Source organism: Paenibacillus sp. DP01 (assembly GCF_044784315.1).
GTDB lineage: Bacteria > Bacillota > Bacilli > Paenibacillales > Paenibacillaceae > Paenibacillus > Paenibacillus polymyxa.
In genome coordinates this window covers 4849352-4870548 of record NZ_CP173059.1, presented here as the reverse complement: position 1 = coordinate 4870548, position 21197 = coordinate 4849352, and the positions used below count along the sequence as shown (strand labels likewise).

Sequence of the window (21197 nt, the reverse complement as noted above, 5' to 3'; positions counted from 1 at the left end):
GGATAGAGATGTTTAATTATACAATTCGTTTGCGCAGCCAGCCGGATATCAGATCCGTCAAAATGATCAAGACTACAATGCCGAGTAAAATGACGCCTACACGGTTCCAGTTGCGCATTTGGAGTGCAAACAGCAGCGGGGTCCCAATACCACCTGCACCAACCAGACCGAGCGTGGTTGCGGACCGGATGTTAATTTCAAAACGATAGAGCGAATAGGAAAGAAACTGTGGAATCACCTGCGGCAGCACGGCGAAGAAAATGACCTGCCAACGGTTGGCACCGCACGCGATCAAAGCTTCCTGCGGCCCGTGATCGACGCTTTCAATCGTTTCTGAGAACAGCTTGGCCAGCATGCCGATGGAGTGAATGCCGAGGGCAAGCACACCTGCAAACGAGCCGGGACCTACGGCTTTAATGAATAGAATGGCGACGATCATTTCGGGAAATACCCGAATGACACTAAGTACAAACTTCCCGCTGCCTGATAAGGGGCGTAGACGGGTCATATTGCTCGATGCCCAAAAGGCAAACGGAAGACAGACAAATGCGGATACGAAGGTTCCAAGCACTGAAATGACCAGTGTATCCAGCAACCCACGCAGCAAGTCCTCCCCCTCAGGGATGTAGACAAATGACCAGTCGGGATGAAGAAAGCCGTCCAATATTGCGACAGAGACGCTTTTGGCCGTCCCTTGTAATCCTTCAAACTGCATCCCGCGAAAAGCCCAAATGTAAATGATAATTAGCAGAATAGCTAACGCCCAAAAGCGCAGGCGGGAGCCAATAGGTCTGCGAAGCGTAGGATCATTCATAATAATTTCCTCCGTAGCAGGTTACTGCCGTAATCAATCGCAAGGACGATGACGAGGGTCAGTAGAATAATAATGCTTGCCCGGTCATATCGGAACAGCCCAAGGGAACGGTCAAGCAGCAGACCGATGCCGCCAGCGCCGACGAGCCCTAGAACAGAAGCTGCGCGCACATTAACCTCAAAGGTGTATAGCAAATACGACACAAAATAAGGCAGTGCCTGCGGAACCACACCAAAGGCGATGACTTGAATGCGGCTCGCGCCAACAGCGGTCATGGCCTCCAGTGGCCCGGGATCAATGGCTTCAATCGCCTCAAAGGTCAGCTTGGCGATGATCCCGAAGGAGAAGAACAGCAGGGCAAGCATCCCTGCAAACGGACCGATGCCGAATACGGCCACAAAGATCGAGGCAAACAGCAAATCGGGAATCGTCCGTACCAGGTTCAGGATCGTGCGCATCGGCAGCGAGATCAGCTTGCGCGGCATCACATTATAGGCGCACAGCAACGCGACAGGGATTGCCAATATGGCTCCCAGTGTCGTACCGACAATAGCGATCTGGATCGTTTCCAGCATCGGTTTCCAGATGATAGGCAGGTAACTCCAGTCAGGAGGAAACATTTCTTCCAGCAATTTGCCCATCTCTGGTAAGCCAACGATCAATTGGTAAGGCGTGGCATCTGTATGAATGGAGCAGGCTACCAGCACCACGATAAAAATCATCCAGGTAGCGTAACGCTTATAACGTCCTGGCAAAGGTGGCCCTGCGGACGGTTTGCCTGGCTGCGGTGGTCCAGCAGATGGTGACGGTTGCGACGAAGAGAGCGGCTGGGCAGTAGAGTCGGGCTTCATGATCCCACTCCCAGCAGTTCATCATGCTTGATGGCCCGGCCGTAGATCTCCGCAAAGGCTTCATCCGTAGCCTCCTCCGGTGTGCCGTCAAAGACGACTTCTCCCGCGCGTAAGCCGATGATCCGTGTTGCATATTCGCGCGCCAGATCAATGAAATGCAGATTGACAATGGTCGTAATCTGCATTTCACGGTTGATTCGCTGGAGATCGTCCATCACCTGGCGGGTGGTCAGCGGATCAAGCGACGCGACAGGCTCGTCTGCCAGAATGATTTTAGCCTCCTGCGCTAGAGCACGCGCGATGGATACACGTTGCTGTTGGCCACCGGACAGCTCATCGGCTCGGCTGTAAGCTTTTTCCCGGATATTCACGCGTTCTAGCGCCGTTAGTGCCAGCTCGATATCTTCCTTCGGGAAGAGACCAAGAATGGTCCGCAGCGTCGAATGATAACCGACGCGGCCCGAAAGTACGTTGCGAAGCACCGTCGAGCGCTTAACCAGATTGAAGCTTTGAAAGATCATGCCGATATCACGGCGAATGCGCCGCAGTTCGCTGCTTCCGGCAGATGTGACAGATCTACCATCTACAACGATGTCGCCGGACGTAATGTCATGCAGTCGGTTAATGGAACGCAGCAGGGTGGACTTACCTGCACCAGATAAGCCGACTATGACGACCATTTCTCCCTCCTGAATCGTCAAATTAATATTATTCAACCCTTTGGTGCCGTTCGGGTATGTTTTCGATACGTTTCGAAATTCAATCATATGCTCCCAACTTTCTCCCCGATGGGGTGGAATGAAAACAACACCGCCATGAATACATGGACGGTGCTGCCCTGTCATTCGTAAAGCCTGTTTCGTAGCTGTTACTTTACCGCTTGGCCGACGGCTTCGGCGTATTCACGCACAGAATCGAAGTTTTTATCGTCGCCCTTCTCATAACCTACATGGGTGTAAATTTCTTTAATGATTTCGCCGCCTTCAGGATCGTTGGCAATGTCTATAAAGGCTTGGGCGATTTTGTCTCTCCACGTTTGATCCATATCGGAACGTACGCTGACGGTGTCATTTGGAATTTTAGCTGTGTAATGAATGACACGTGTCTTTTCAAATACGTCCGGGATTTCCTTCTTCACTGTGTTACGTGCATCCTGGAAAACAGCGACAGCATCAACCTGACCGTTCAGCAGCGCCAGAATAGCAGCGTCGTGGCCTTTGATCGTCACACCCTGCACATCTGTGTCCGGGTCCACGCCAGCTTTTTTCAGCTCTGCTGCGGGGTACACATAGCCTGCGGAGGAGGTTACATTTTGCCAGCCAACCTTCTTGCCTTTCAGATCAGCCAGACTTTGAATCGGAGAATCCTTTTTTACCACGATCATTGCTTTATAAAAGTTTACTTTTTCAGTCGTGTCTTTGCCTGTGGCATCTTCAATACCGTAGCGTTGAGCTTGCAGGAGCAAGTCGGCCGCTTTACGATTATCGTGTGCCAGTACATAAGCGTTCGGCGGAAGGAATCCTACATCGACCTGTTTGGAAGACATGGCTTCCACAATCGTATTGTAATCAGGAGATACGGTTACTTTTACCGGGATTCCGAGCTTGTCCCCCAGCAGTTTTTCGAGCGGTTTTGCTTTGGCTTCGAGGGTATCTGCATTTTGAGAAGGAACGAATTGTACTTTTAGCTCCTTAGGGACATAGGCTGTGCTTTCGTTTTTAGAGCCATCTGTACCCGGAGTGGAGGCGCTGTTGTTATTGCTTGCATTTGAGCCACAAGCGGCTAAACCCGCTGCCAGTGTGAAGGTCATGCACAAGGTCAGTGCTTTTTTGAACAAAATAATTTCCCCCTAAACATCGTAATAACGAAAATTTAAAAAACCTGTAAATTCAGTGACAAACCAAATCTTAACAGCTAGTCTTGCAGCTAGGGTAAAAATCACTCCTGACTTTGGTAAAAATGATGTAAAATTTATCATTTGCTAGAGACCATAAGCGGTATTTATACGAATTGCATATTTTAACATTCTCTTAACAGTGTTCTGTTAGACTTGTTCAAGCTCTATGACCGAAGCTGAGGGAGAGAACAAGATTGGATAATTTGGACATTAATGATAAGACAGAGCAGGAAAATGCAGGTGCTGTGAGGGCGAAATTCCGCATTATGGTTACAACCGATCTGCATGTCAGCTTGTGGAATTATGATTATTATACAGATCAGGAAACGCTGCATTACGGTCTGGCGCAAACCGCTAGTCTGATTCACACGGCTCGGGCAGAGGTGCCCAATCACCTGCTGCTGGATAACGGAGATGTGATTCAGGGGAATCCGATGGGAGATTATGCTGTACAGCGGCTCCAACAGAACCCAAGCGAGGTGCATCCCGCCTATAAAGCCATGAATCTGCTGGGGTACGAGGCAGGCGGTATTGGTAATCATGAATTTAACTATGGGTTGGAATATTTGCAGACCTGCCTTCGAGGAGCACAGTTTCCTTATGTGAATGCCAACATCTATATAGCGGGAGAGGAAGAACAAAACTACTTTACGCCTTATCTATTGCTGGATAAGACGGTAGAGGATGAAGCAGGCCGTAAGCATCTGCTGAAGGTGGGGGTCATCGGCTTTGTGCCCCCGCAAATTATGCAATGGGACAAGGCGTGGTTGGAAGGGAAACTTATCGTCAAAGATATGCTGGAAACCGCAAGACGGTTTATCCCAGAAATGCAGGCGGAGGGAGCCGATCTCATCATTGCGATGCCCCATGCAGGCTTTGAGGATATTCCCGAAGCTCCCAGTATGGAAAATGCGGTGCTGCATCTGAGCAGGGTGGAAGGGATCGATGCCATTGTGTTTGGTCATGCCCATAAAGTATTTCCCGGCCCTTCATTTATAGGTATGACAGGTGTGGATACAGAGCAGGGCACCATCCATGGCATTCCAGCAGTAGAGCCGGGCTTCTGGGGAGATCATCTGGGTATTATTGATCTGGATGTGGCCCTTATTGGAGGGAAGTGGCAAGTGACTGCATCTGCTGCCGAGGTACGCCCGGTGTATGACCCGATACGCAAGGAAGCCCTCGTCCAACCAGATACTGCTATTCAGCAGGCAGTAGCAGATGAACATGCTGGAACACTGGATTATATTCGTGCACCTGTAGGTCGAACGACAGTAGCGGTGAACAGCTTTTTTGCCCAGGTGATGGATGATGCTTCGGTTCAGCTCGTCAATGATGCACAAATTTGGTATGTGAAGCAGCAGCTACAAGGGAGCGAGTATGAAGGGTTGCCCGTTCTGTCGGCAGCAGCTCCTTTTAAAACAGGCGGAAGATACGGTCCGGCGTATTATACCGATATTCCGGCGGGGACACTGGCGATCAAGCATATTGCTGATCTATACAATTTTCCGAATACGCTGCATGTCGTTCGGTTGAGCGGGGCAGAAATTCGGGAATGGCTTGAGTGGTCTGCTGGTCAATTCCGGCAAATTGATCCTTCGGCAGAGGAGGAACAAGAGCTGATTAATTCTGATTTTCCCAGCTTTAATTTCGATATCATCGATGGCATCACGTATCAGATTGATGTAACACAGCCAGCCAGATATGATACTGCCGGGGAATTAAAGGACCTAGAAGCGCACAGAATCATTCATATGTCTTTTGAAGGGGAACCAATGGATATGCAGCGGAGTTATCTTGTTGTTACGAATAACTATCGCGCATTCTCCTCTGCGCTGGTTAATCCGGGTGGAGAGCGAATTATACTGGCTTCCCCGGATGAGAACCGACATGTGCTGACTGAGTATGTGCGGCATATGAAGACGTTGACGCCAAAGGCCGACGGTCACTGGTCTCTCGCCCCATGGTCGGGTCGTCCACATGTGACCTTCCTAACCTCGCCGCAAGCAACGAATGTTGCCCATGCTTATTCTGAATTGCTCTATGAAGGACTGACGGCAGAAGGATACGCTAAGTTTGCTCTTGATTTTCGTCAATTTTAAAATATTTTGCAAGTTATTGTCCTCTAAGTCCACAGCATCAAAATAATAGAAAAAGACTGTCTCTCGGAGGACGGTCTTTTTTCATAAAACAGATTTAAAATCGTACGAAACTCGTGATTTTATATGTCCTGAGTCGTGTTTAAAGTTATTGACCTCTCGTATAATTAGACATATACTTTGATTAAACAAATTTTGGTTTAAAAGGTAATGAAAAAGTCACCATCATTCGTTTGAGGGGGTGTCCCTTTGGAAAAAAACACCACGATCCGCGCAGAGATAGAAAAGTATATTCAAAGTGAAGGCATTTCGATGCAATGTTTTGCAGATGCTTCTAAGGTAAATCCGGGTACACTTAGCGGTATACTTAACCGAAACCCACCACGGCCTATTTCAGTTAATCAGCTTGATCTGATTACTGAGGCGATGGGATTGGAAGAAGGATCTTTGTTCGAGATGTATGTTGATGAGTGTTTTATTCATTCCTTGCCACACTGGAGGAGGCTGCGTCCGTTTCTTCTTCGTTGCTCAGAGTTGAACAAGCTGGACTGTATACGCAGTGTGCTTGGTTATTTGATGGACGATTTATCGAATGTTCCGGCTATTTTTGAGACTGCAGAAGCGATGTTTGAGGATGGTCGACATGAAGCCTCCATGCTTTTGTATGATTGTGTCATTGAGAGTGAGAAGTATACCCACTCCGAACGGTTGGCGATTAGCTATTTTCGCATATTCCAGATTCAGATTAAGGATAACCAACGGAACTTGAAGGCTGCTGTACAATTCCATTTGTACCGTAGTCGTCTACCGGAAATTTATGCACTGGAAGGCTTACATATGCTATCTCAAGTGTTTGCTTTAAAAATGCAATGGTCCGAGATGGAAATGTATGCGGACGAGCTAAGAGAGTTGGCGCAGGCATTGTATCGCAATCGGAATCGCTTTGGAGATGAGCACCTGGAGCTGATTAAGCCGCTCGTTTATTACTATGCTCAAGGGCATCTGCTTAAGGCCAGCTGCTATGAGTTTCAGGGTAGATATGAGGAATCCAAGCAATGGATTGAAGGTTACGCAGATTTGAGCTGGTTTGAGGGTTTGGACGAGGAAGGTTGGAAAGTGGTCAACCTGCATCGTGTATATGCACAGGGCAACCGACTTTGTATTGAAATCAAAATGGGCAACACTTCTGCAATCTATGAATATATTACTTACCTGCGCGAGCATCCGGATGAGACACTGGAAGGCCTGAATACGTTGCTCGAATCGGCGAACCGGTTTGGCTATTTCGTAGATGCCGAGCTGGAGCTGTTCAACCAGCAACTCAAGAGATTCTGGGAGCTTGCACCGGAGCAATGGGACACACATTATCGCAAGCACTTTAATGCATTTCGTTTTGCTTCTTTTTGCAAGGTGTATGCGGAATATTATTTTCGAAAAGGCGATTACCCCAAGGGCTTGGGACAAACACTGCATTGCCTGCAATTGTCTGTCGATAACAGCTATACCGAACATATCATTGGTTGTATGGCTTTATTTGAGCAGCATCGAAATTTTGCTACCCCGGAACAGCAGCAGTTGTATCAGAGTCTTTGCCTCGGCGTACGGGCAAACGAAAAAAACCATGCCTATGATCACAGTGCTGGTGGGTATTTATAATTCTAAAATTCATTCAAATTCTTCATATAACACGTACTTACGAGGATGTTCTCATTTCAAAGGGGGATATTCTCGTTTTTTAGCTGTTGCTGGTTCTTGTGACTTTTCGTATGGAAAGGACCGTTTTGCGCGTTGACAAGTTTCGCATGCAGGATTAGGATAAATGCAGCACAGAAAGTGAAGGAGAGCATGTACTAATGACGATTCCCAAAACACTAACGATAGCCGGCTCCGACACAAGCGGCGGAGCAGGTATTCAGGCGGACCTGAAAACCTTCCAGGAGCTTGGCGTATATGGCATGACTGTATTGACTACCGTAGTTGCGATGGAACCTAAAACCTGGAACCATCTTGTATATCCTGTTGCGTTGGACGTGGTTGAGGCGCAGTTGCGTACTGTATTGGAAGGTATCGGTTTTGATGCAATGAAGACCGGTATGCTGGGTTCCGTAGATATCATCGAACTGGTGGCCAGCTACTTGAAAAAGCATGATCTGAAACGGATTGTGATTGACCCGGTTATGGTCTGCAAAGGCACGGATGAAGTGCTTCAACCGGAAAATACAGAGGCCATGCTGGAATTGTTGATTCCTGGCGCTGACCTGGTAACACCGAACTTGTTCGAGGCTTCGCAGCTGGCGAAGAATGGACCGATCACGACACTGGAGCAGATGCAGGAAGCGGCTGCTATTATCCACGAGCGTGGTGCTAAGCATGTACTGATCAAGGACCGTGGCAAAATTCGCGCTGGTAAGGCGATGGATCTGCTGTATGACGGAATCACTTTTGACTGGTTTGAAGCGGATGTTGTACAAACCAACTTTACCCATGGTGCAGGCTGTACCACTTCGGCTGCGGTAACGGCTGGTTTGGCACAAGGGCTGACTGTGCGTGAAGCTGTGGATCAGGCCAAGAAATTCATTACACAGGCCATTGAAGGTGGCTTCAAGTTAAATGAATTTGTCGGTCCGACCCTGCATGTGGCACATCGTTTGCAAAATCAATAAAGCATGAAGGGCTGCCATATGAAGGAGACTTATAAATCTCCACCAGACTGTATATATATTGAGGTTACTTTAGATAACGACATCTATGATATATGGAGTTAGCCTAGGCTCAAAAGCCGCAATACATGGTATTGCGGCTTTTGAGGTTGTATTATTTTGGTATTTCAGCTTCCAGTTTGGTCTAATCGTACTGTATAATAGGCATCAGATTTATTACATTAAAGGGGGAAATGAAGCAATGACATTATTCAGCGAAATGGCTTACAGCCGGCCAGAGCAACCTGAAATTGAACAGCGGTTTAAAACGCTGTTGCAGCAGTTTCGTGAAGCGGACAGTGTAGAACGTCAAAATGAAGTTATTCATGCGATTAACAAGCTGCGCAGTAATGTGGAAACGCAATTGCAATTGGTGGAAGTTCGGCACTCCATTGATACGGAGGATGCCTTTTACAAAGCGGAGCAAGAGTACGCTGATGATTTCATGCCGGTTATTCAGGAGTATGTAACCGATTACTACCGAGCATTGGTGGATTCTCCATTTAGAGCTGAGTTGGAGAGCCAATGGGGCAGCCAGCTTTTCAGTATTGCTGAGGTAGCGCTCAAGTCGTTCCACCCGGATATCATTGAGGATTTGCAGCAGGAAAATAAGCTGACCTCGGAATATGCTCAATTGATTGCCTCAGCGAAGATCCCGTTCGAGGGGGAAGAACGCACATTGTCTCAGCTCCTGCCTTTTGAAATGGCAACCAATCGCGAGACACGCAAACAGGCCTCCGAGGCCAAATATCAATTTATGAGTGAGCATGAGGACGAGCTGGACCGGATTTATGATGAATTGGTGAAGGTTCGTACACGCATGGCACACAAGCTGGGCTATAACAATTTCGTAGAATTGGGCTATGCCCGCTTGGGACGTACAGATTACAATGCAGAGATGGTAGCCAAATTCCGCGAGCAGGTACTGAAGCACATCGTTCCTCTGGCAACCAAGCTGAAAGAGCGCCAACGCGAGCGGATCGGAGTAGATCAGCTTCGCTATTACGACGAGGGCTTCAACTTCTTGTCAGGCAATCCTACGCCCAAAGGCGATCCGGACTGGATTCTTCGTAATGGAGCACGTATGTATGAGGAGCTTTCACCGGAAACACATGAATTTTTCAGTTTTATGGTTGAGCGTGGACTGATGGATTTAATCAGCAAAAAGGGTAAGCAAAGCGGAGGCTACTGTACATTTTTGAGCGAATATGGCACGCCATTTATTTTCTCCAATTTCAATGGGACATCCGGTGATATCGACGTATTGACACATGAGGCAGGTCATGCCTTCCAGGTCTATGAAAGCCGGCATTTTGAAATTCCCGAGTACCACTGGCCAACCATGGAGGCGGCTGAAATCCATTCGATGAGTATGGAGTTTTTCGCATGGCCTTGGATGAAGCTGTTCTTTGAGGAAGACACGGACAAATATCACTTTGAACACCTATCTTCAGCGCTGCTGTTCGTGCCTTACGGCGTAGCCGTAGACGAATTCCAGCATGCTGTATATGAACATCCAGACTGGACCCCGGCCGAACGTAAAAGTGCATGGCGTTCCATTGAACGCAAGTATAAACCGCATCTGGATTATGAAGGCAACGAGTACCTCGAAAAGGGCGGATTCTGGCACAAGCAGGGACATATTTTTCAATCTCCGTTCTATTATATTGACTATACACTGGCACAATTATGTGCATTCCAGTTCTGGAAGCGTATGGGCGAAGACCGAGCGGCAGCGTGGGAAGATTATTTGAAGCTGTGTCGTGCCGGAGGAAGCCGATCTTTTACCGGATTGGTTGAGCTGGCTGGACTGATTTCGCCTTTCCAAGATGGCTGCATCGCCTCTGTGATCGGAGAAATTGAAGCATGGCTGAACAGTGTGGATGATAAAAAGCTGTAAGTACAGCCAAAAAGGGCATTTCGCTTGCCTCTCAAAGCTGGAAAGCTTGTAGATGAGATGCTTTTTTAAATGAAAACAGAGCAATTACACGAAAAAAGCCGGGAACCTCTACATGATGTAGAAGTCCTGGCTTTGTGTGATTCTAGAGCAAATATACCCTATTAATGCTTGGTGTTGAGTGGTTTGAGATTGGCTTCAATCGATGCACGGCGCGACTCCAAGAATGGAGGCAATGCCAGAGATTCGCCCAAAAACTCCAATTCCTCGTCGGTGTCAAAGCCGGGTCCATCGGTAGCCAATTCAAACAGAATGCCATTTGGCTCACGGAAGTACAAGGAACGGAAATAAAAGCGATCTACAAAACCAGAGTTGGAAATTTGCAGCTGCCCAATACGGTCTACCCACTGTTTGAGCTCTTCCTCGGTTTCAACACGGAAAGCGACGTGATGCACACTGCCGCGTCCTGGTCGCTCTTGTGGCAGATCGTTGCGCTCTTCCAGATGAACTTCAGTTCCTGTACCGCCTTCACCTGTTTCGTAGATAACCACATCCGGTTGTCCGGCAACAGGGGAAGGATAGGAGCCTTTTTTACGGAAGCCCATCACTTGTTCAAGAATAAGAATGGTATTCTCCGCTTTGGGAATGGTCAGATGAACCGGACCAAGTCCAACGATGCCGTATTCCGCAGGAACAGGGCTTTTCTCCCAAGGCGTACCGCCGCGCACTCCGTTGTCATGCTCATCGGAAATGAGGAAGAAGCGTTGTCCTTCAAAATCCTCGAACGAAAGCGCCAAGCGTCCTGCTTGATCTATAATTTCGCCATGCTTCACATCCAGCTGCTCGAAGCGATTTTTCCAATAATTCAACGCCTTGTCGTTCGGTACCCGCAGAGAGAGCGCTGAAATACTGTTATTGCCTGTACGCGTTTGTCCCGCATGTGGAATTTCAAAGAAAGTGACTTCCGTACCCGCGGTTCCGCGTTCATCTCCGTAAAAGAGGTGATACACACTAACATCGTCCTGGTTCACCGTTTTCTTGATCAACCGAAGTCCCAATACCTGAGTATAAAAATCAACATTTTTAGCCGCTGCCGCTGTAATCGCTGAAACGTGATGCAATCCTAACAGTTTCATATTATTTGCCCTCCTTGGTTTTTATATGATTAGGTTTGTCAAAGCAAAATAAACCGTTGGCGTAAATTTTTCTTTATATTTATTATCTTGATATTAAGATATATTATTTTTGATTGTTTGTCAACATGAATTGCGATCTTGCTACAATACAGTTTCTTGATGGACAAAAATTGAATTCGAAATAATGCAAAAGCAGATACAATAAGGGATCATATAACCTAACATAGAAATGAGCATTTTATGATTTAAAGGGGTGTGCGCGATGTATACGGATAGGGATTTAACGATTAGGCCTGTTAAAGAACAAGACCTACATGCGCTGTGGACGTTAACTTATAAGGAAGAAGCACCGGAATGGAAGCAATGGGATGCACCTTATTATGACCATAAGACGCTTTCTTTTGATAATTATTTAAAAGAGAAGGAAAAGCGAATCGGACAAGATGACTTTTGGCTCATTGAAGTGGAAGGCAAGGTCATTGGATCTGTGAGCTACTATTGGGAGCATCAGCCTTCCCAATGGCTTGAAATGGGGATAGGTATCTATGATTCGGGGTATTGGAGCGGTGGCTATGGTACGAGAGCACTTCGATTGTGGATCACGCATTTGTTTAATACATTGCCTTTAGTAAGAGTAGGTTTTACAACCTGGTCAGGAAACCAGCGGATGATGAAGGTTGGAGAGAAGCTGGGCATGACCCTGGAAGCCAGACTACGCAAATGCAGATATTATAATGGAAAGTATTATGATTCGATCCGAATGGGGCTTTTACGGGAAGAGTGGAGTCGTAATGTTCTGTGAAAAAGACCTTTCTAGGCATAAAAAGATGACCTCTGAATGTGATCAGGAGTCATCTTTTTGACGCTCATAGGTATTTTGCTTGCTTATTTTTAGGTGCAACTACTCTGATTCTCGAAGTCGCTCCACAATACTTTGTTTGTTATTCATAGAATAGACTGCTACTGGTATCAGTATCCCAAGCAGGAACAGTAAAGGCAACAAGACTAGAAGTGGCCAAAGTATAAAGTGATAGCTTAAAAGCCATAGCAAGCTGCAAAACGGTTTTACAATCAAAAGAGAAAATAAGACTGCCAATAGAATAGAGGTCAGGCTAGTGGCGCAAACATAATACAGTCCTTCATAAATCAGCATTCCCCGCAATTGCCGTTTAGTCATGCCTATGCTCTGCAACATAGCAAATTCATTGCGCCGGGTCAGTATGCTGGTTAAAATCGCATTTACAAAGTTCAGGATACCTATCAGGCCAATAATCAAGCTAAGCGTGCCACCGATCAACTCAACAGTGGTTTGCATACCAGATAAATTGTTCCGTGATGTAATTTTGGATTCGTAGTTCATCATCGGTTCGATTGCTTCAGTGTAGCGCTTCAAAAAGCTCTGCATAGATGTTTCTTGATTTGAGGATACATTAAAGGCGTAGCTCATCACAGCAGGCTCTTTTACAAGTGATTTGTATATTTCCGCCGGAAGGTAGAGGTTATAACCAGTGTAAATGCGATTCGAATTGGTAGATCTAATGCCCACATGGCCAAGCACTGTAAACGTTTGCGTTATATACTCTCTACCCAATGGAGCCTCATCTGCTGTTCTTACATAACTATGCAAAGTAACGGTTTCGCCCACTTTATGATGCATGCTTTCCATGTAAGGCTTGTCGTTATCGTTCAGTTCGACTCCCTCCAGGATATACTTACCGGAAGCTAGTTTCTTAAAATCAAGCTCGCCATCAATCAATTGCAGCCGATGCAAGGGTAAATCCTCTAGCCCATACACGTCTACAAGGAAATTGCCGCGAGCGTCAGTGTTCTGGGGATCATCCGTGATTCCCTTTGTATTCTCGGCCGTGAAAGCTGTTGGGTCACCGTACAATCGACCGCCTTCTTCAAAGCCTGGTTGTGCCTGTACAGCCTTAATAAAACTTTCGGTGGTCCCATTTTCTTGCCCACTAAAACTGCTGGGAACCTGGAAATATTCAGCATGGGCAATGAGAAAATCGGTATCATTAAATTTGGCTAAAAATTTATCCATATCAAAGCTCCGAGATAGTGTGAAGGCAGTGTTCAGAAGGACCAAGCTTAAAGAAAGACTAATAACCACTAGAACGGTGCGTTTTTTATTACGCCCCAAATTGGAACGAGCCATGAGGTGGATTTTTGCACCTCCGGTTGATTTTTTCAGCTTACCATTGCTCTTGTTTACTCCACCTGTGTATCTGACTGCTTCTACCGGCGATACGGACGAGGCAACTCTGCCTGGCTTGAAAGTGCTGATCATTACGGTAATGAGGGCGAACAAAGCCGATCCTATAAAAATCCATGGGTTGGGGGACACCGATACCTCGGTACCGTTATATACACTCATATTTATGATAAAAGGCACGAGTGATTTACCAATAAAAAAACCTGCTATCAATCCGATCGGGATTCCTAGCGCTGATAGAATCAGTGCTTGTCTACGAATAATCCGGCGTATTTGCTTGCGGCTTGTACCGATCGTCTTTAAGAGACCGTAAAAACGGATATCTCGCATCACTGATATTTGGAAAATATTATATATAATCAAATAACCAGTAAACATGATCAGTAACAGGGCAGAAGTTAACGCTATGATGGTCTCTGTATCTAAACTAAAATTAGTCGAGATGTATGCCCAATTTACATTATTCGCGATATAGTTCGGTGCATCTTCGTCAAGTGAATAACCGCTTTCGGTAATCACTTTATTGAGCTTTCCTCGCAAATCAAAACTATTATCGAACATCATATACGCACTAATGGTTCCTGTATGGAAGTGATCCTTTTTATAGTTGCTTTGTAATTCCCTGGCATGAGCATCGATATAGGCTTTAGAAGCAAATATTTGCCCTACGTTAACCACAGGGTCACTTTTCCACCAGCCGGAGAGGATAAAATCACGCTGTACTTTTTTACCTCGTAAGTCAAGCTTTAGCCTCAAAGGTGCTCCAACCTCCAGTGGAACCCCCAATAGCTGCAACGTCTTGGAGTCCGCAATTACTTCGTTTTTCGCCACAGGCTTGTGCCCCGCATTAAGTTCAATTAAACCGAGCTTCAACCCTACATCATCGTAATACCAGAATTCCGTATGGCGTTTTAGGAATTTGTCGTTTATAACTCTGTCGCTTAATATACGGTTATAAGCTATTTCCTTGATCAATGGATGATCCTTGACATGATTAAATTCATCATCCGTTATATATTTGAGTACGGCATGTCCATCTCCACCGGACTGTCGCATAGTTGCCCGCTGTAAGTTTTCCATAGCACCAAGCCCCAAGGTGTACAACGTCGTAAATAACAATGAAGTGAGCGCTATGGCAACAATGGCAAAGAGGTTACGGGCTTTGTTTACTTTGAAGCTCTTATCTGCCAGATTACGAATCGTTTTTTTATTTCTAACCTGAATCATTTGCCTTCACCACCGACCATTTTACCGTCCTCAATCCGTATAATCCGGTCTGCCATTTGCGCAATTTCCTCGTTGTGCGTAATCATCACCATCGTTTGTTGGAACTGTTGACTGGATACTTTGATGAGCCCCATCACATCCAGACTGGTTTTACTATCCAGGTTTCCAGTGGGTTCATCTGCCAGGACAATGGCGGGTTTGGCTGCCAGTGCTCTGGCAATGGCTACACGCTGCTGCTGGCCTCCTGAAAGATGGTTGGGCAGATTATTCAGCTTATGGTCAAGGCCCAAGGTATGTACAATTTTATCTATGTGGGTTTTGTCCGGTTCTTTACCATCCAGTTCAATAGGAAGCACAATATTTTCGTAGACATTTAAAACAGGTACCAGGTTGTAATTTTGAAATACGAAGCCAATTTTCCGTCTGCGAAATATAGTCAATTCTTCATCTTTCAATGTGAAAATATCTTTACCGTCAATCGTAACGTTTCCACTTGTCGGACGATCAAGTCCACCCAGCATATGGAGAAGGGTAGATTTGCCGCTCCCGGACGTACCGACAATGGCCACAAATTCTCCGCTTTCCACCTCCAGGTTCACCCCATCTAGGGCATGAACAGCAGTATCCCCGTTACCATAATACTTCTTCAACTCCTGAGTTTTTAACAGAGTCATTCATTTCTCCTCCATGAAAAATAGTCTGTATCACCATACTTCGCAATACAGACTTTACCATATGAATCTTTCTACAATCTTTCTGAAATCTAACAGTGTTGTAAGAATTACTTGTCTATGGGGAGAAAAATCGAGAAGGTGGAACCACTGCCGCGGCGTGACCATAGTTTGATGTATCCGCCCCCAGCTGAAACAATTTCTCTTGTTAAAAATAGTCCAATCCCGACACCTTCTTGCGAGATTACAGTTTGTGACCGATAGAAACGCTTGAAAATCTTGCTGTGTTCTTCTTCTGCAATCCCAATGCCATTATCAGTAATATCAATCCGGCAGAATAAATCATAAGCACTCACTTTAATAAATATATTCCCGCTCATTTCTGTATATTTGACGGCGTTATCCAAAATATTATAGATTGCCTCAACTGTCCATTTTAAATCAAAAGAAGCCTGAATTTCTTTACTCTCCATAGTAATCGAAATCCCTTTAGCGTTTGCCTTCGGCATAATTTGCTCCAGTGCAGTGGTTAGTAGCCTTTGAACTGACTCCTGCCTTGACGACAATTTGATAATCCCTGTTTCAAGCCGTGATGTTTTTACTAAGGAATGGATCAGGAAATGAAGCTTTTCGGCTTGTGTGGATAAAGCTTTTACACAAGTGGAACCTTCCGGTGGCAAATCATATTCACTGAGCAGTTGTGAGTAGAGGAGGATATTAGCAATAGGGGTTTTCGTTTGATGCGAGATATCAGAAATAAGCTCGTTTATTTTATTTTTTTCTGCTAACAAATTTTTCGAGGAAACGGAGCAAATGGAAAGAAATTGCGCAAGCTTGGCCTCTACTGCTGATATGACGGATTCGTCAAAAACATGCTCTGAAAACTCTCCACTAATTGCAGCTTCAATCATATGATCCATAGTTTTCATTGTTTTATGTACGTTCTTACGATAGAGAAGAATGGTAACCCCGGCTATGAAAAGAGCAGTAATAGCACTTCCAAAACACGCATAATTCAGGATCGTCATTCATTTCACCGCCCAAGTGTAGCCGATACCGTACACAGTCTTAATGTACTGAGGAGAGGAAGGAAGGTCCTCCAGCTTGTCACGTAGCCTTTTTATGGTGACTGACAACGCATTTTCGCCTACATACTCAGCGCCATCTGTCCAGATGCTGTCTACCAAATGATCACGCGAAACGGTATTTCCTCGATTGTTGATTAGGATGCGCAACAATTTTTGCTCCGTTTTACTTAGTTCAATAGGTGTACCATTCTTAATAAATTCCATTCTCTCGAATGAAAAAGAAAAATTGTCTAGCTGAATGGAGTCCGCAAGCGAGTATCTGGATTTCTTTAGCTGAACACCAACCCTTGCTCTCAGTACCATCAGACTGAAAGGCTTGGTGATGTAGTCGTCAGCACCCAGCTCAAGACCAGTGACAATATCTGTTTCCATATCATTTGCTGTCAGAACGATGACGGGAATCATTGTTTTTTTTCGTAAATGGGTTAAAAGATCGAGTCCATTCCCATCCGGCAAGTTTATATCAAGAATCACTAGGTCAAAGGTAGTGACGTTCAATTGCTCTTTTGCAGCAGCTATGTCATACGTTTGCACAAATACGTTGTTAGGTTCTTTGAGGGCAAGAACAATACCGTTACTCAAGGCGATATCATCCTCGACAATTAATATGTGATTCATCATTCTCCTCCTATTTTTTTAATTCATCAAGTTAATGAATCTCGAATTCCAAGAATTGCTTACAGTAAAAATGAGAAACGGGTAATCCTAAATCTTCCATCCCTATTTTACAGGATATTGCTCTTATTTGCTCATTCACTCTTCAGACTATTCAGGTTTTGCTAACACCTTTTTTGACATGGCTTATTCATTGCAAAAAATTTGACAGATACAATATCACTGATATAATTTATCCTAGTTGTTTTGATAATGATTATCATTATTGGAGGGGAGGACAGGGCCGAAGCTTGGTACAGGTTATTGGACAGGCTCCCTTAGTTAGAAATGAAATTGCGCTATTTAATACTGGCTTTTATCGTACTGGCCTTCGCCTCGGTGTTTATCGGTGTGCATGATGTAACTCCACTTGATTTGTTCCACTTATCCAACGATCAAGCGCAGGTACTCCTGATTAGCAGATTCCCACGTTTGGTCAGCATCATTATCGCAGGGGCGAGTATGAGTATCTGCGGGCTCATCATGCAGCAGCTTACTCGGAACCGGTTTGTTTCGCCGACCACCGCAGGCACGATGGATGCGGCACGATTAGGTGTGCTGATGGCTATTATGGTGTTTGGAGCGGCAGGATTTTGGACGAAGATGCTGACGGCTTTTGGATTTGCTCTAGGGGGAACCCTGGTTTTCATGAAGATACTGGATAAAATCCGTTTTAAGGACCCGGTATTTATCCCGCTTGTCGGTTTGATGTTTGGAGGCATTTTAAATTCGGTGACGACTTTTTTTGCTTACAAATACAATCTGATTCAGGGCATTTCTTCGTGGATGCAGGGGGATTTTTCTCTAATTATGAGTGGTCGCTACGAAATGCTGTATCTCAGTGTTCCTTTGGTCGCGTTGGCGTACATATATGCGAATCGTTTTACAATTGCAGGCATGGGTGAGGATTTTGCGGCTAATTTGGGCGTACATTACAAGCGCACTGTCAATGTGGGTTTGGTGATCGTGGCTTTGGTGTCCTCTGTTGTAATCTTAACCGTCGGGACGATTCCCTTTTTGGGGCTGGTTGTACCCAATCTGGTCAGTATGTACATGGGGGATAATCTGAAAAAAAGCCTAGCACATACAGCGATCTTGGGTGCCGTTTTTGTGCTGTTTTGCGATATTTTGGGACGGGTGATCATTTACCCATATGAGATTTCTGTAGGGCTTACGGTTGGTGTGATCGGAAGCGCGTTGTTCTTGTACTTGCTGCTGAGGAGAAGGGCTTATGAATCCTAAATTAAAAATCGGAATATTAGCCGCTGCCGCGCTTGTGTTGATTGCTGCTTTTGTGTTTATAGATCTTCCGCACACCTGGCATTACGCGCTGCCACGACGATTGAAAAAGGTCGCAGCCTTCATTCTGACAGGTGGCTCCATTGCTTTTGCGACTGTTATTTTCCAAACGGTCACGAATAACAAGATTTTGACCCCGGGTATTATCGGGCTGGATTCACTGTACATGCTGATTCAGACGACGATTATTTTTGCATTTGGTTCTGTACCGCTGATTTCGACCAGCAAAGAATTAAACTTTTTGCTGTCGGTGGGGATGATGGTGCTGTTCGCGGGATTGCTATACAAGTTAATTTTCCGCAAAGATGGACGGGGAATTTATGTGCTTTTACTGATCGGTCTGGTGTTTGGTACATTGTTCAACAGCCTGTCTACCTTTATGGAGGTGCTAATTGATCCGAACGAATTTGCGAAAATTCAGGACAAGAGCTTTGCCAGCTTTAGTAATGTAAACACCGAACTGTTATGGCTTTCTGTATTCGTGCTCGTGCTCGTATTTGCTTATGCGTGGAGATTCATTAAGTACCTGGACGTGCTGTCGCTCGGACGGGAGCATGCGATTAATTTAGGGCTTCCTTACAGTTATATCATCAAAAGATTGCTGATTATTGTAGCGATTCTCATCTCCATATCTACGGCACTTGTTGGACCGATCACATTTCTTGGATTAATTGTGGCCAATGTGGCTTATCAGGTGATGAAGACGTATCAGCACCGTTATATAATTCCGGCCTCCATCTTTGTTAGTGTCATCGCATTGGCAGGATGCCAACTGCTGGCAGAGAGAGTATTCGACTTGTCGACAACAGTCAGCGTCATTATTAACTTTATCGGGGGGGTGTACTTCCTGTACCTTTTGCTGCGGGAAAATAAATCATGGTAGAAGTCAAAAACGTAACCAAACGCTACGGGAATAAAAATGTGGTGGAGCAGGTATCCGTCACTGTACCTAAAGGCACCATTACCTCCTTTATTGGACCTAACGGCGCTGGAAAAAGCACCTTGTTGTCGATGATTAGTCGCCTAACTGACAGTGATGAGGGAGAAATCCTGATTGACGGGCAGGCCATGAGCCTGACGAAAAGTGAGGAGCTAGCCCGGAAGATATCCATTTTAAAACAGACCAATGATGTCAACATCCGCTTAACCGTGAAGGAGTTGGTCAGCTTCGGCCGTTTTCCGTATTCCAAGGGCAGATTGAACAGCGAGGATCGCAAAATGGTGGAGCAGTCTATGGCTTACATGGGATTGGAGGATATGAAGGACAAGCATATTGATTTGCTCAGTGGAGGACAGCGGCAACGGGCTTTTATTGCTATGATTCTGGCACAGGACACGGAATACATCCTGCTGGATGAGCCGCTGAACAATTTGGATATGAAGCATTCGGTTCAAATTATGAAGACGCTACGCAATTTAGTGGATGATCTGGGCAAAACGATTCTGGTGGTGCTTCATGATATTAACTTTGCTTCCTGCTATTCGGACCATATTGTCGGGATGAAGAATGGCAGATTGCTAAAACAAGGAACGGCTGACGAGATGATAGATAGTCAGGTATTAAAAGATTTGTACGATATGGATATTCCGATTCAACAGATCGGTGATCATAAAATTTGTGTGTACTTCACTTAGGGGGAATGTAAAATGAAGAAAAATTTGATGTTTTTAACACTGGTGCTTGCATTGGTACTGATCGTATCGGCCTGTGGCAAAGCGGCTCCGGCAACACAAGAAGCGACTGGCGATGGCTCATCGACTGCAACAACGGAATCCAAAACCGTCTCGGTCAAACACGCACTCGATGAGAATCCAGTCCAAGTCAAAGTCAATCCGAAAAATGTTGTTGTTTTTGATTTTGGTTCATTGGATACGTTGGATAAGCTAGGAGTAGACGTTGCGGCGGTAGCGCAGCAGGATCTTCCTACGTATTTGAGCAAATATAAAGATTCCAAATACGCAAGTGCAGGTACATTGTTTGAACCGGATTATGAGAAGATCAGTGATCTCTCTCCTGAATTGATCATCATCGGTGGCAGACAAGCTGATGCATATAAAGAGTTGAGCAAAATTGCACCGACTATTTCGATGGCTGTAGATACCAAGGATTATATCAATTCCTTTAAGAAAAACGTTGAAACCTTGGGTCAAATCTTCGATAAAGAGGATGCTGCCAAACAGGAACTGGCTGCGATTGATAGCTCCATTAAGGCTGTACATGATAAGGCGGTAGCGAGCAAGGCTAAAGGCTTGATCGTACTGACGAACGAAGGAAGCCTGAGCGCATATGGCTCACAATCCCGCTTCGGTATCATTCATGATGCTTTTGGCGTAACTCCTGTAGATCCTGACATTAAAGTATCCACGCATGGACAAAAGGTTTCTTTTGAATATGTACAGCAAAAAAATCCAGATTATATTTTTGTCGTTGACCGTGGGGCTGTGGTGGTCGAGGAAGGCAAGGAACAGGTTACAGGTAAACAAACCATTGAGAATGAACTGGTGAAGAAAACCAATGCATATAAAAATGGACATATTGTATACCTTGATCCTAACTACTGGTACCTGTCAGGTAATGGTCTGGAATCCGTATCTGAAATGATCAAGGAAATAGATGCTGCACTGTAATGCATACATTCACATC

At 45.4% G+C, this 21197-nt stretch carries 18 protein-coding genes; 9 read left to right on the top strand and 9 right to left on the bottom strand.

What is annotated here, in order from left to right; translation table 11 throughout:
• Window positions 1-16: 16 nt before the first annotated feature.
• The 4 genes from phnE (ACH59B_RS21555) to ACH59B_RS21540 all read right to left on the bottom strand — a co-directional run bounded on the left by phnE (ACH59B_RS21555) (window position 17) and on the right by ACH59B_RS21540 (window position 3502).
• Window positions 17-814, bottom strand: a complete 798-nt coding sequence (gene phnE, locus ACH59B_RS21555; protein WP_016820374.1) for a phosphonate ABC transporter, permease protein PhnE — start codon at window positions 812-814, stop codon at window positions 17-19.
• The gene (phnE, locus tag ACH59B_RS21550; RefSeq protein WP_102997605.1) at window positions 811-1665 is read right to left on the bottom strand and encodes a phosphonate ABC transporter, permease protein PhnE; all 855 of its coding nucleotides are present in this window, start codon (window positions 1663-1665) and stop codon (window positions 811-813) included. The genes phnE (ACH59B_RS21555) and phnE (ACH59B_RS21550) overlap by 4 nt, the downstream gene beginning before the upstream one ends.
• Window positions 1662-2432 (bottom strand): phosphonate ABC transporter ATP-binding protein, encoded by a 771-nt coding sequence (gene phnC / locus ACH59B_RS21545; protein ID WP_020723499.1) that lies wholly within the window; start codon window positions 2430-2432, stop codon window positions 1662-1664. Before phnC ends, phnE (ACH59B_RS21550) begins: the two co-directional genes overlap by 4 nt.
• Before the next feature lie 101 nt (window positions 2433-2533).
• The gene (locus ACH59B_RS21540) at window positions 2534-3502 is read right to left on the bottom strand and encodes a phosphate/phosphite/phosphonate ABC transporter substrate-binding protein (RefSeq protein WP_013373161.1); all 969 of its coding nucleotides are present in this window, start codon (window positions 3500-3502) and stop codon (window positions 2534-2536) included.
• Window positions 3503-3756: 254 nt separating this feature from the next.
• Here ACH59B_RS21540 and ACH59B_RS21535 point away from each other — a divergent pair, with 254 nt between their 5' ends.
• The 4 genes from ACH59B_RS21535 (at window position 3757) to ACH59B_RS21520 (ending at window position 10260) form a co-directional block, all read left to right on the top strand.
• On the top strand, window positions 3757-5664 hold the full coding sequence (locus tag ACH59B_RS21535; protein ID WP_404302623.1) for a bifunctional 2',3'-cyclic-nucleotide 2'-phosphodiesterase/3'-nucleotidase: 1908 nt from the start codon (window positions 3757-3759) through the stop codon (window positions 5662-5664).
• Between the two features lie 246 nt (window positions 5665-5910).
• Complete coding sequence (locus ACH59B_RS21530; RefSeq protein ID WP_025365873.1) at window positions 5911-7317, top strand: hypothetical protein; 1407 nt, start codon at window positions 5911-5913, stop codon at window positions 7315-7317.
• Window positions 7318-7514: 197 nt separating this feature from the next.
• On the top strand, window positions 7515-8324 hold the full coding sequence (gene thiD / locus ACH59B_RS21525; RefSeq protein WP_025365872.1) for a bifunctional hydroxymethylpyrimidine kinase/phosphomethylpyrimidine kinase: 810 nt from the start codon (window positions 7515-7517) through the stop codon (window positions 8322-8324).
• A 238-nt stretch (window positions 8325-8562) separates the two neighbouring features.
• Window positions 8563-10260, top strand: a complete 1698-nt coding sequence (locus ACH59B_RS21520) for a M3 family oligoendopeptidase (RefSeq protein WP_153794234.1) — start codon at window positions 8563-8565, stop codon at window positions 10258-10260.
• A 161-nt stretch (window positions 10261-10421) separates the two neighbouring features.
• On the opposite strand, the gene ACH59B_RS21515 is transcribed toward ACH59B_RS21520, so the two are convergent.
• Window positions 10422-11393, bottom strand: coding sequence for a ring-cleaving dioxygenase (locus ACH59B_RS21515; RefSeq protein ID WP_243537441.1), 972 nt, complete (start codon window positions 11391-11393; stop codon window positions 10422-10424).
• A 262-nt stretch (window positions 11394-11655) separates the two neighbouring features.
• On the opposite strand from ACH59B_RS21515, the gene ACH59B_RS21510 reads away from it, so the two are divergent.
• Window positions 11656-12195, top strand: coding sequence for a GNAT family N-acetyltransferase (locus ACH59B_RS21510; protein ID WP_117290004.1), 540 nt, complete (start codon window positions 11656-11658; stop codon window positions 12193-12195).
• 99 nt (window positions 12196-12294) lie between these two features.
• On the opposite strand, the gene ACH59B_RS21505 is transcribed toward ACH59B_RS21510, so the two are convergent.
• The 4 genes from ACH59B_RS21505 to ACH59B_RS21490 all read right to left on the bottom strand — a co-directional run bounded on the left by ACH59B_RS21505 (window position 12295) and on the right by ACH59B_RS21490 (window position 17218).
• Window positions 12295-14841, bottom strand: a complete 2547-nt coding sequence (locus tag ACH59B_RS21505) for an ABC transporter permease (protein ID WP_404302619.1) — start codon at window positions 14839-14841, stop codon at window positions 12295-12297.
• Window positions 14838-15515, bottom strand: a complete 678-nt coding sequence (locus tag ACH59B_RS21500; protein ID WP_017425557.1) for an ABC transporter ATP-binding protein — start codon at window positions 15513-15515, stop codon at window positions 14838-14840. The genes ACH59B_RS21505 and ACH59B_RS21500 overlap by 4 nt, the downstream gene beginning before the upstream one ends.
• 107 nt (window positions 15516-15622) lie before the next feature.
• Window positions 15623-16540 (bottom strand): sensor histidine kinase, encoded by a 918-nt coding sequence (locus ACH59B_RS21495; RefSeq protein ID WP_404302616.1) that lies wholly within the window; start codon window positions 16538-16540, stop codon window positions 15623-15625.
• Window positions 16541-17218, bottom strand: a complete 678-nt coding sequence (locus tag ACH59B_RS21490) for a response regulator transcription factor (protein ID WP_153794466.1) — start codon at window positions 17216-17218, stop codon at window positions 16541-16543.
• Window positions 17219-17542: 324 nt separating this feature from the next.
• Between ACH59B_RS21490 and ACH59B_RS21485 the strand changes: the two genes are divergently transcribed.
• Genes ACH59B_RS21485 through ACH59B_RS21470 form a run of 4 tightly spaced genes read left to right on the top strand, consistent with a single transcriptional unit; the run spans window position 17543 to window position 21181 of the window.
• Complete coding sequence (locus ACH59B_RS21485) at window positions 17543-18496, top strand: ABC transporter permease (protein WP_019688644.1); 954 nt, start codon at window positions 17543-17545, stop codon at window positions 18494-18496.
• A complete protein-coding gene (locus ACH59B_RS21480; RefSeq protein ID WP_126666631.1) occupies window positions 18486-19436 on the top strand; it encodes an iron chelate uptake ABC transporter family permease subunit in 951 nt (316 codons plus the stop codon). The genes ACH59B_RS21485 and ACH59B_RS21480 overlap by 11 nt, the downstream gene beginning before the upstream one ends.
• Window positions 19430-20188, top strand: a complete 759-nt coding sequence (locus tag ACH59B_RS21475) for an ABC transporter ATP-binding protein (RefSeq protein ID WP_153794463.1) — start codon at window positions 19430-19432, stop codon at window positions 20186-20188. The genes ACH59B_RS21480 and ACH59B_RS21475 overlap by 7 nt, the downstream gene beginning before the upstream one ends.
• A gap of 12 nt (window positions 20189-20200) precedes the next feature.
• Entirely contained in the window at window positions 20201-21181 is a 981-nt protein-coding gene (locus ACH59B_RS21470; protein WP_102997615.1) for a siderophore ABC transporter substrate-binding protein, read from the top strand.
• Window positions 21182-21197 lie beyond the last annotated feature (16 nt).

Excerpts from the sequence above, each read along its gene's own strand:
- ACH59B_RS21470 (WP_102997615.1), top strand. The coding sequence starts at position 20,201 with ATGAAGAAAAATTTGATGTTTTTAACACTGGTGCTTGCATTGGTACTG.
- phnC (WP_020723499.1), bottom strand. The coding sequence starts at position 2,432 with ATGATTGAATTTCGAAACGTATCGAAAACATACCCGAACGGCACCAAA.
- ACH59B_RS21505 (WP_404302619.1), bottom strand. The coding sequence starts at position 14,841 with ATGATTCAGGTTAGAAATAAAAAAACGATTCGTAATCTGGCAGATAAG.
- ACH59B_RS21515 (WP_243537441.1), bottom strand. The coding sequence starts at position 11,393 with ATGAAACTGTTAGGATTGCATCACGTTTCAGCGATTACAGCGGCAGCG.
- phnE (WP_102997605.1), bottom strand. The coding sequence starts at position 1,665 with ATGAAGCCCGACTCTACTGCCCAGCCGCTCTCTTCGTCGCAACCGTCA.
- ACH59B_RS21510 (WP_117290004.1), top strand. The coding sequence starts at position 11,656 with ATGTATACGGATAGGGATTTAACGATTAGGCCTGTTAAAGAACAAGAC.
- ACH59B_RS21500 (WP_017425557.1), bottom strand. The coding sequence starts at position 15,515 with ATGACTCTGTTAAAAACTCAGGAGTTGAAGAAGTATTATGGTAACGGG.
- ACH59B_RS21480 (WP_126666631.1), top strand. The coding sequence starts at position 18,486 with ATGAATCCTAAATTAAAAATCGGAATATTAGCCGCTGCCGCGCTTGTG.
- ACH59B_RS21490 (WP_153794466.1), bottom strand. The coding sequence starts at position 17,218 with ATGAATCACATATTAATTGTCGAGGATGATATCGCCTTGAGTAACGGT.
- thiD (WP_025365872.1), top strand. The coding sequence starts at position 7,515 with ATGACGATTCCCAAAACACTAACGATAGCCGGCTCCGACACAAGCGGC.
- ACH59B_RS21475 (WP_153794463.1), top strand. The coding sequence starts at position 19,430 with ATGGTAGAAGTCAAAAACGTAACCAAACGCTACGGGAATAAAAATGTG.
- ACH59B_RS21520 (WP_153794234.1), top strand. The coding sequence starts at position 8,563 with ATGACATTATTCAGCGAAATGGCTTACAGCCGGCCAGAGCAACCTGAA.
- ACH59B_RS21485 (WP_019688644.1), top strand. The coding sequence starts at position 17,543 with ATGAAATTGCGCTATTTAATACTGGCTTTTATCGTACTGGCCTTCGCC.
- ACH59B_RS21495 (WP_404302616.1), bottom strand. The coding sequence starts at position 16,540 with ATGACGATCCTGAATTATGCGTGTTTTGGAAGTGCTATTACTGCTCTT.
- phnE (WP_016820374.1), bottom strand. The coding sequence starts at position 814 with ATGAATGATCCTACGCTTCGCAGACCTATTGGCTCCCGCCTGCGCTTT.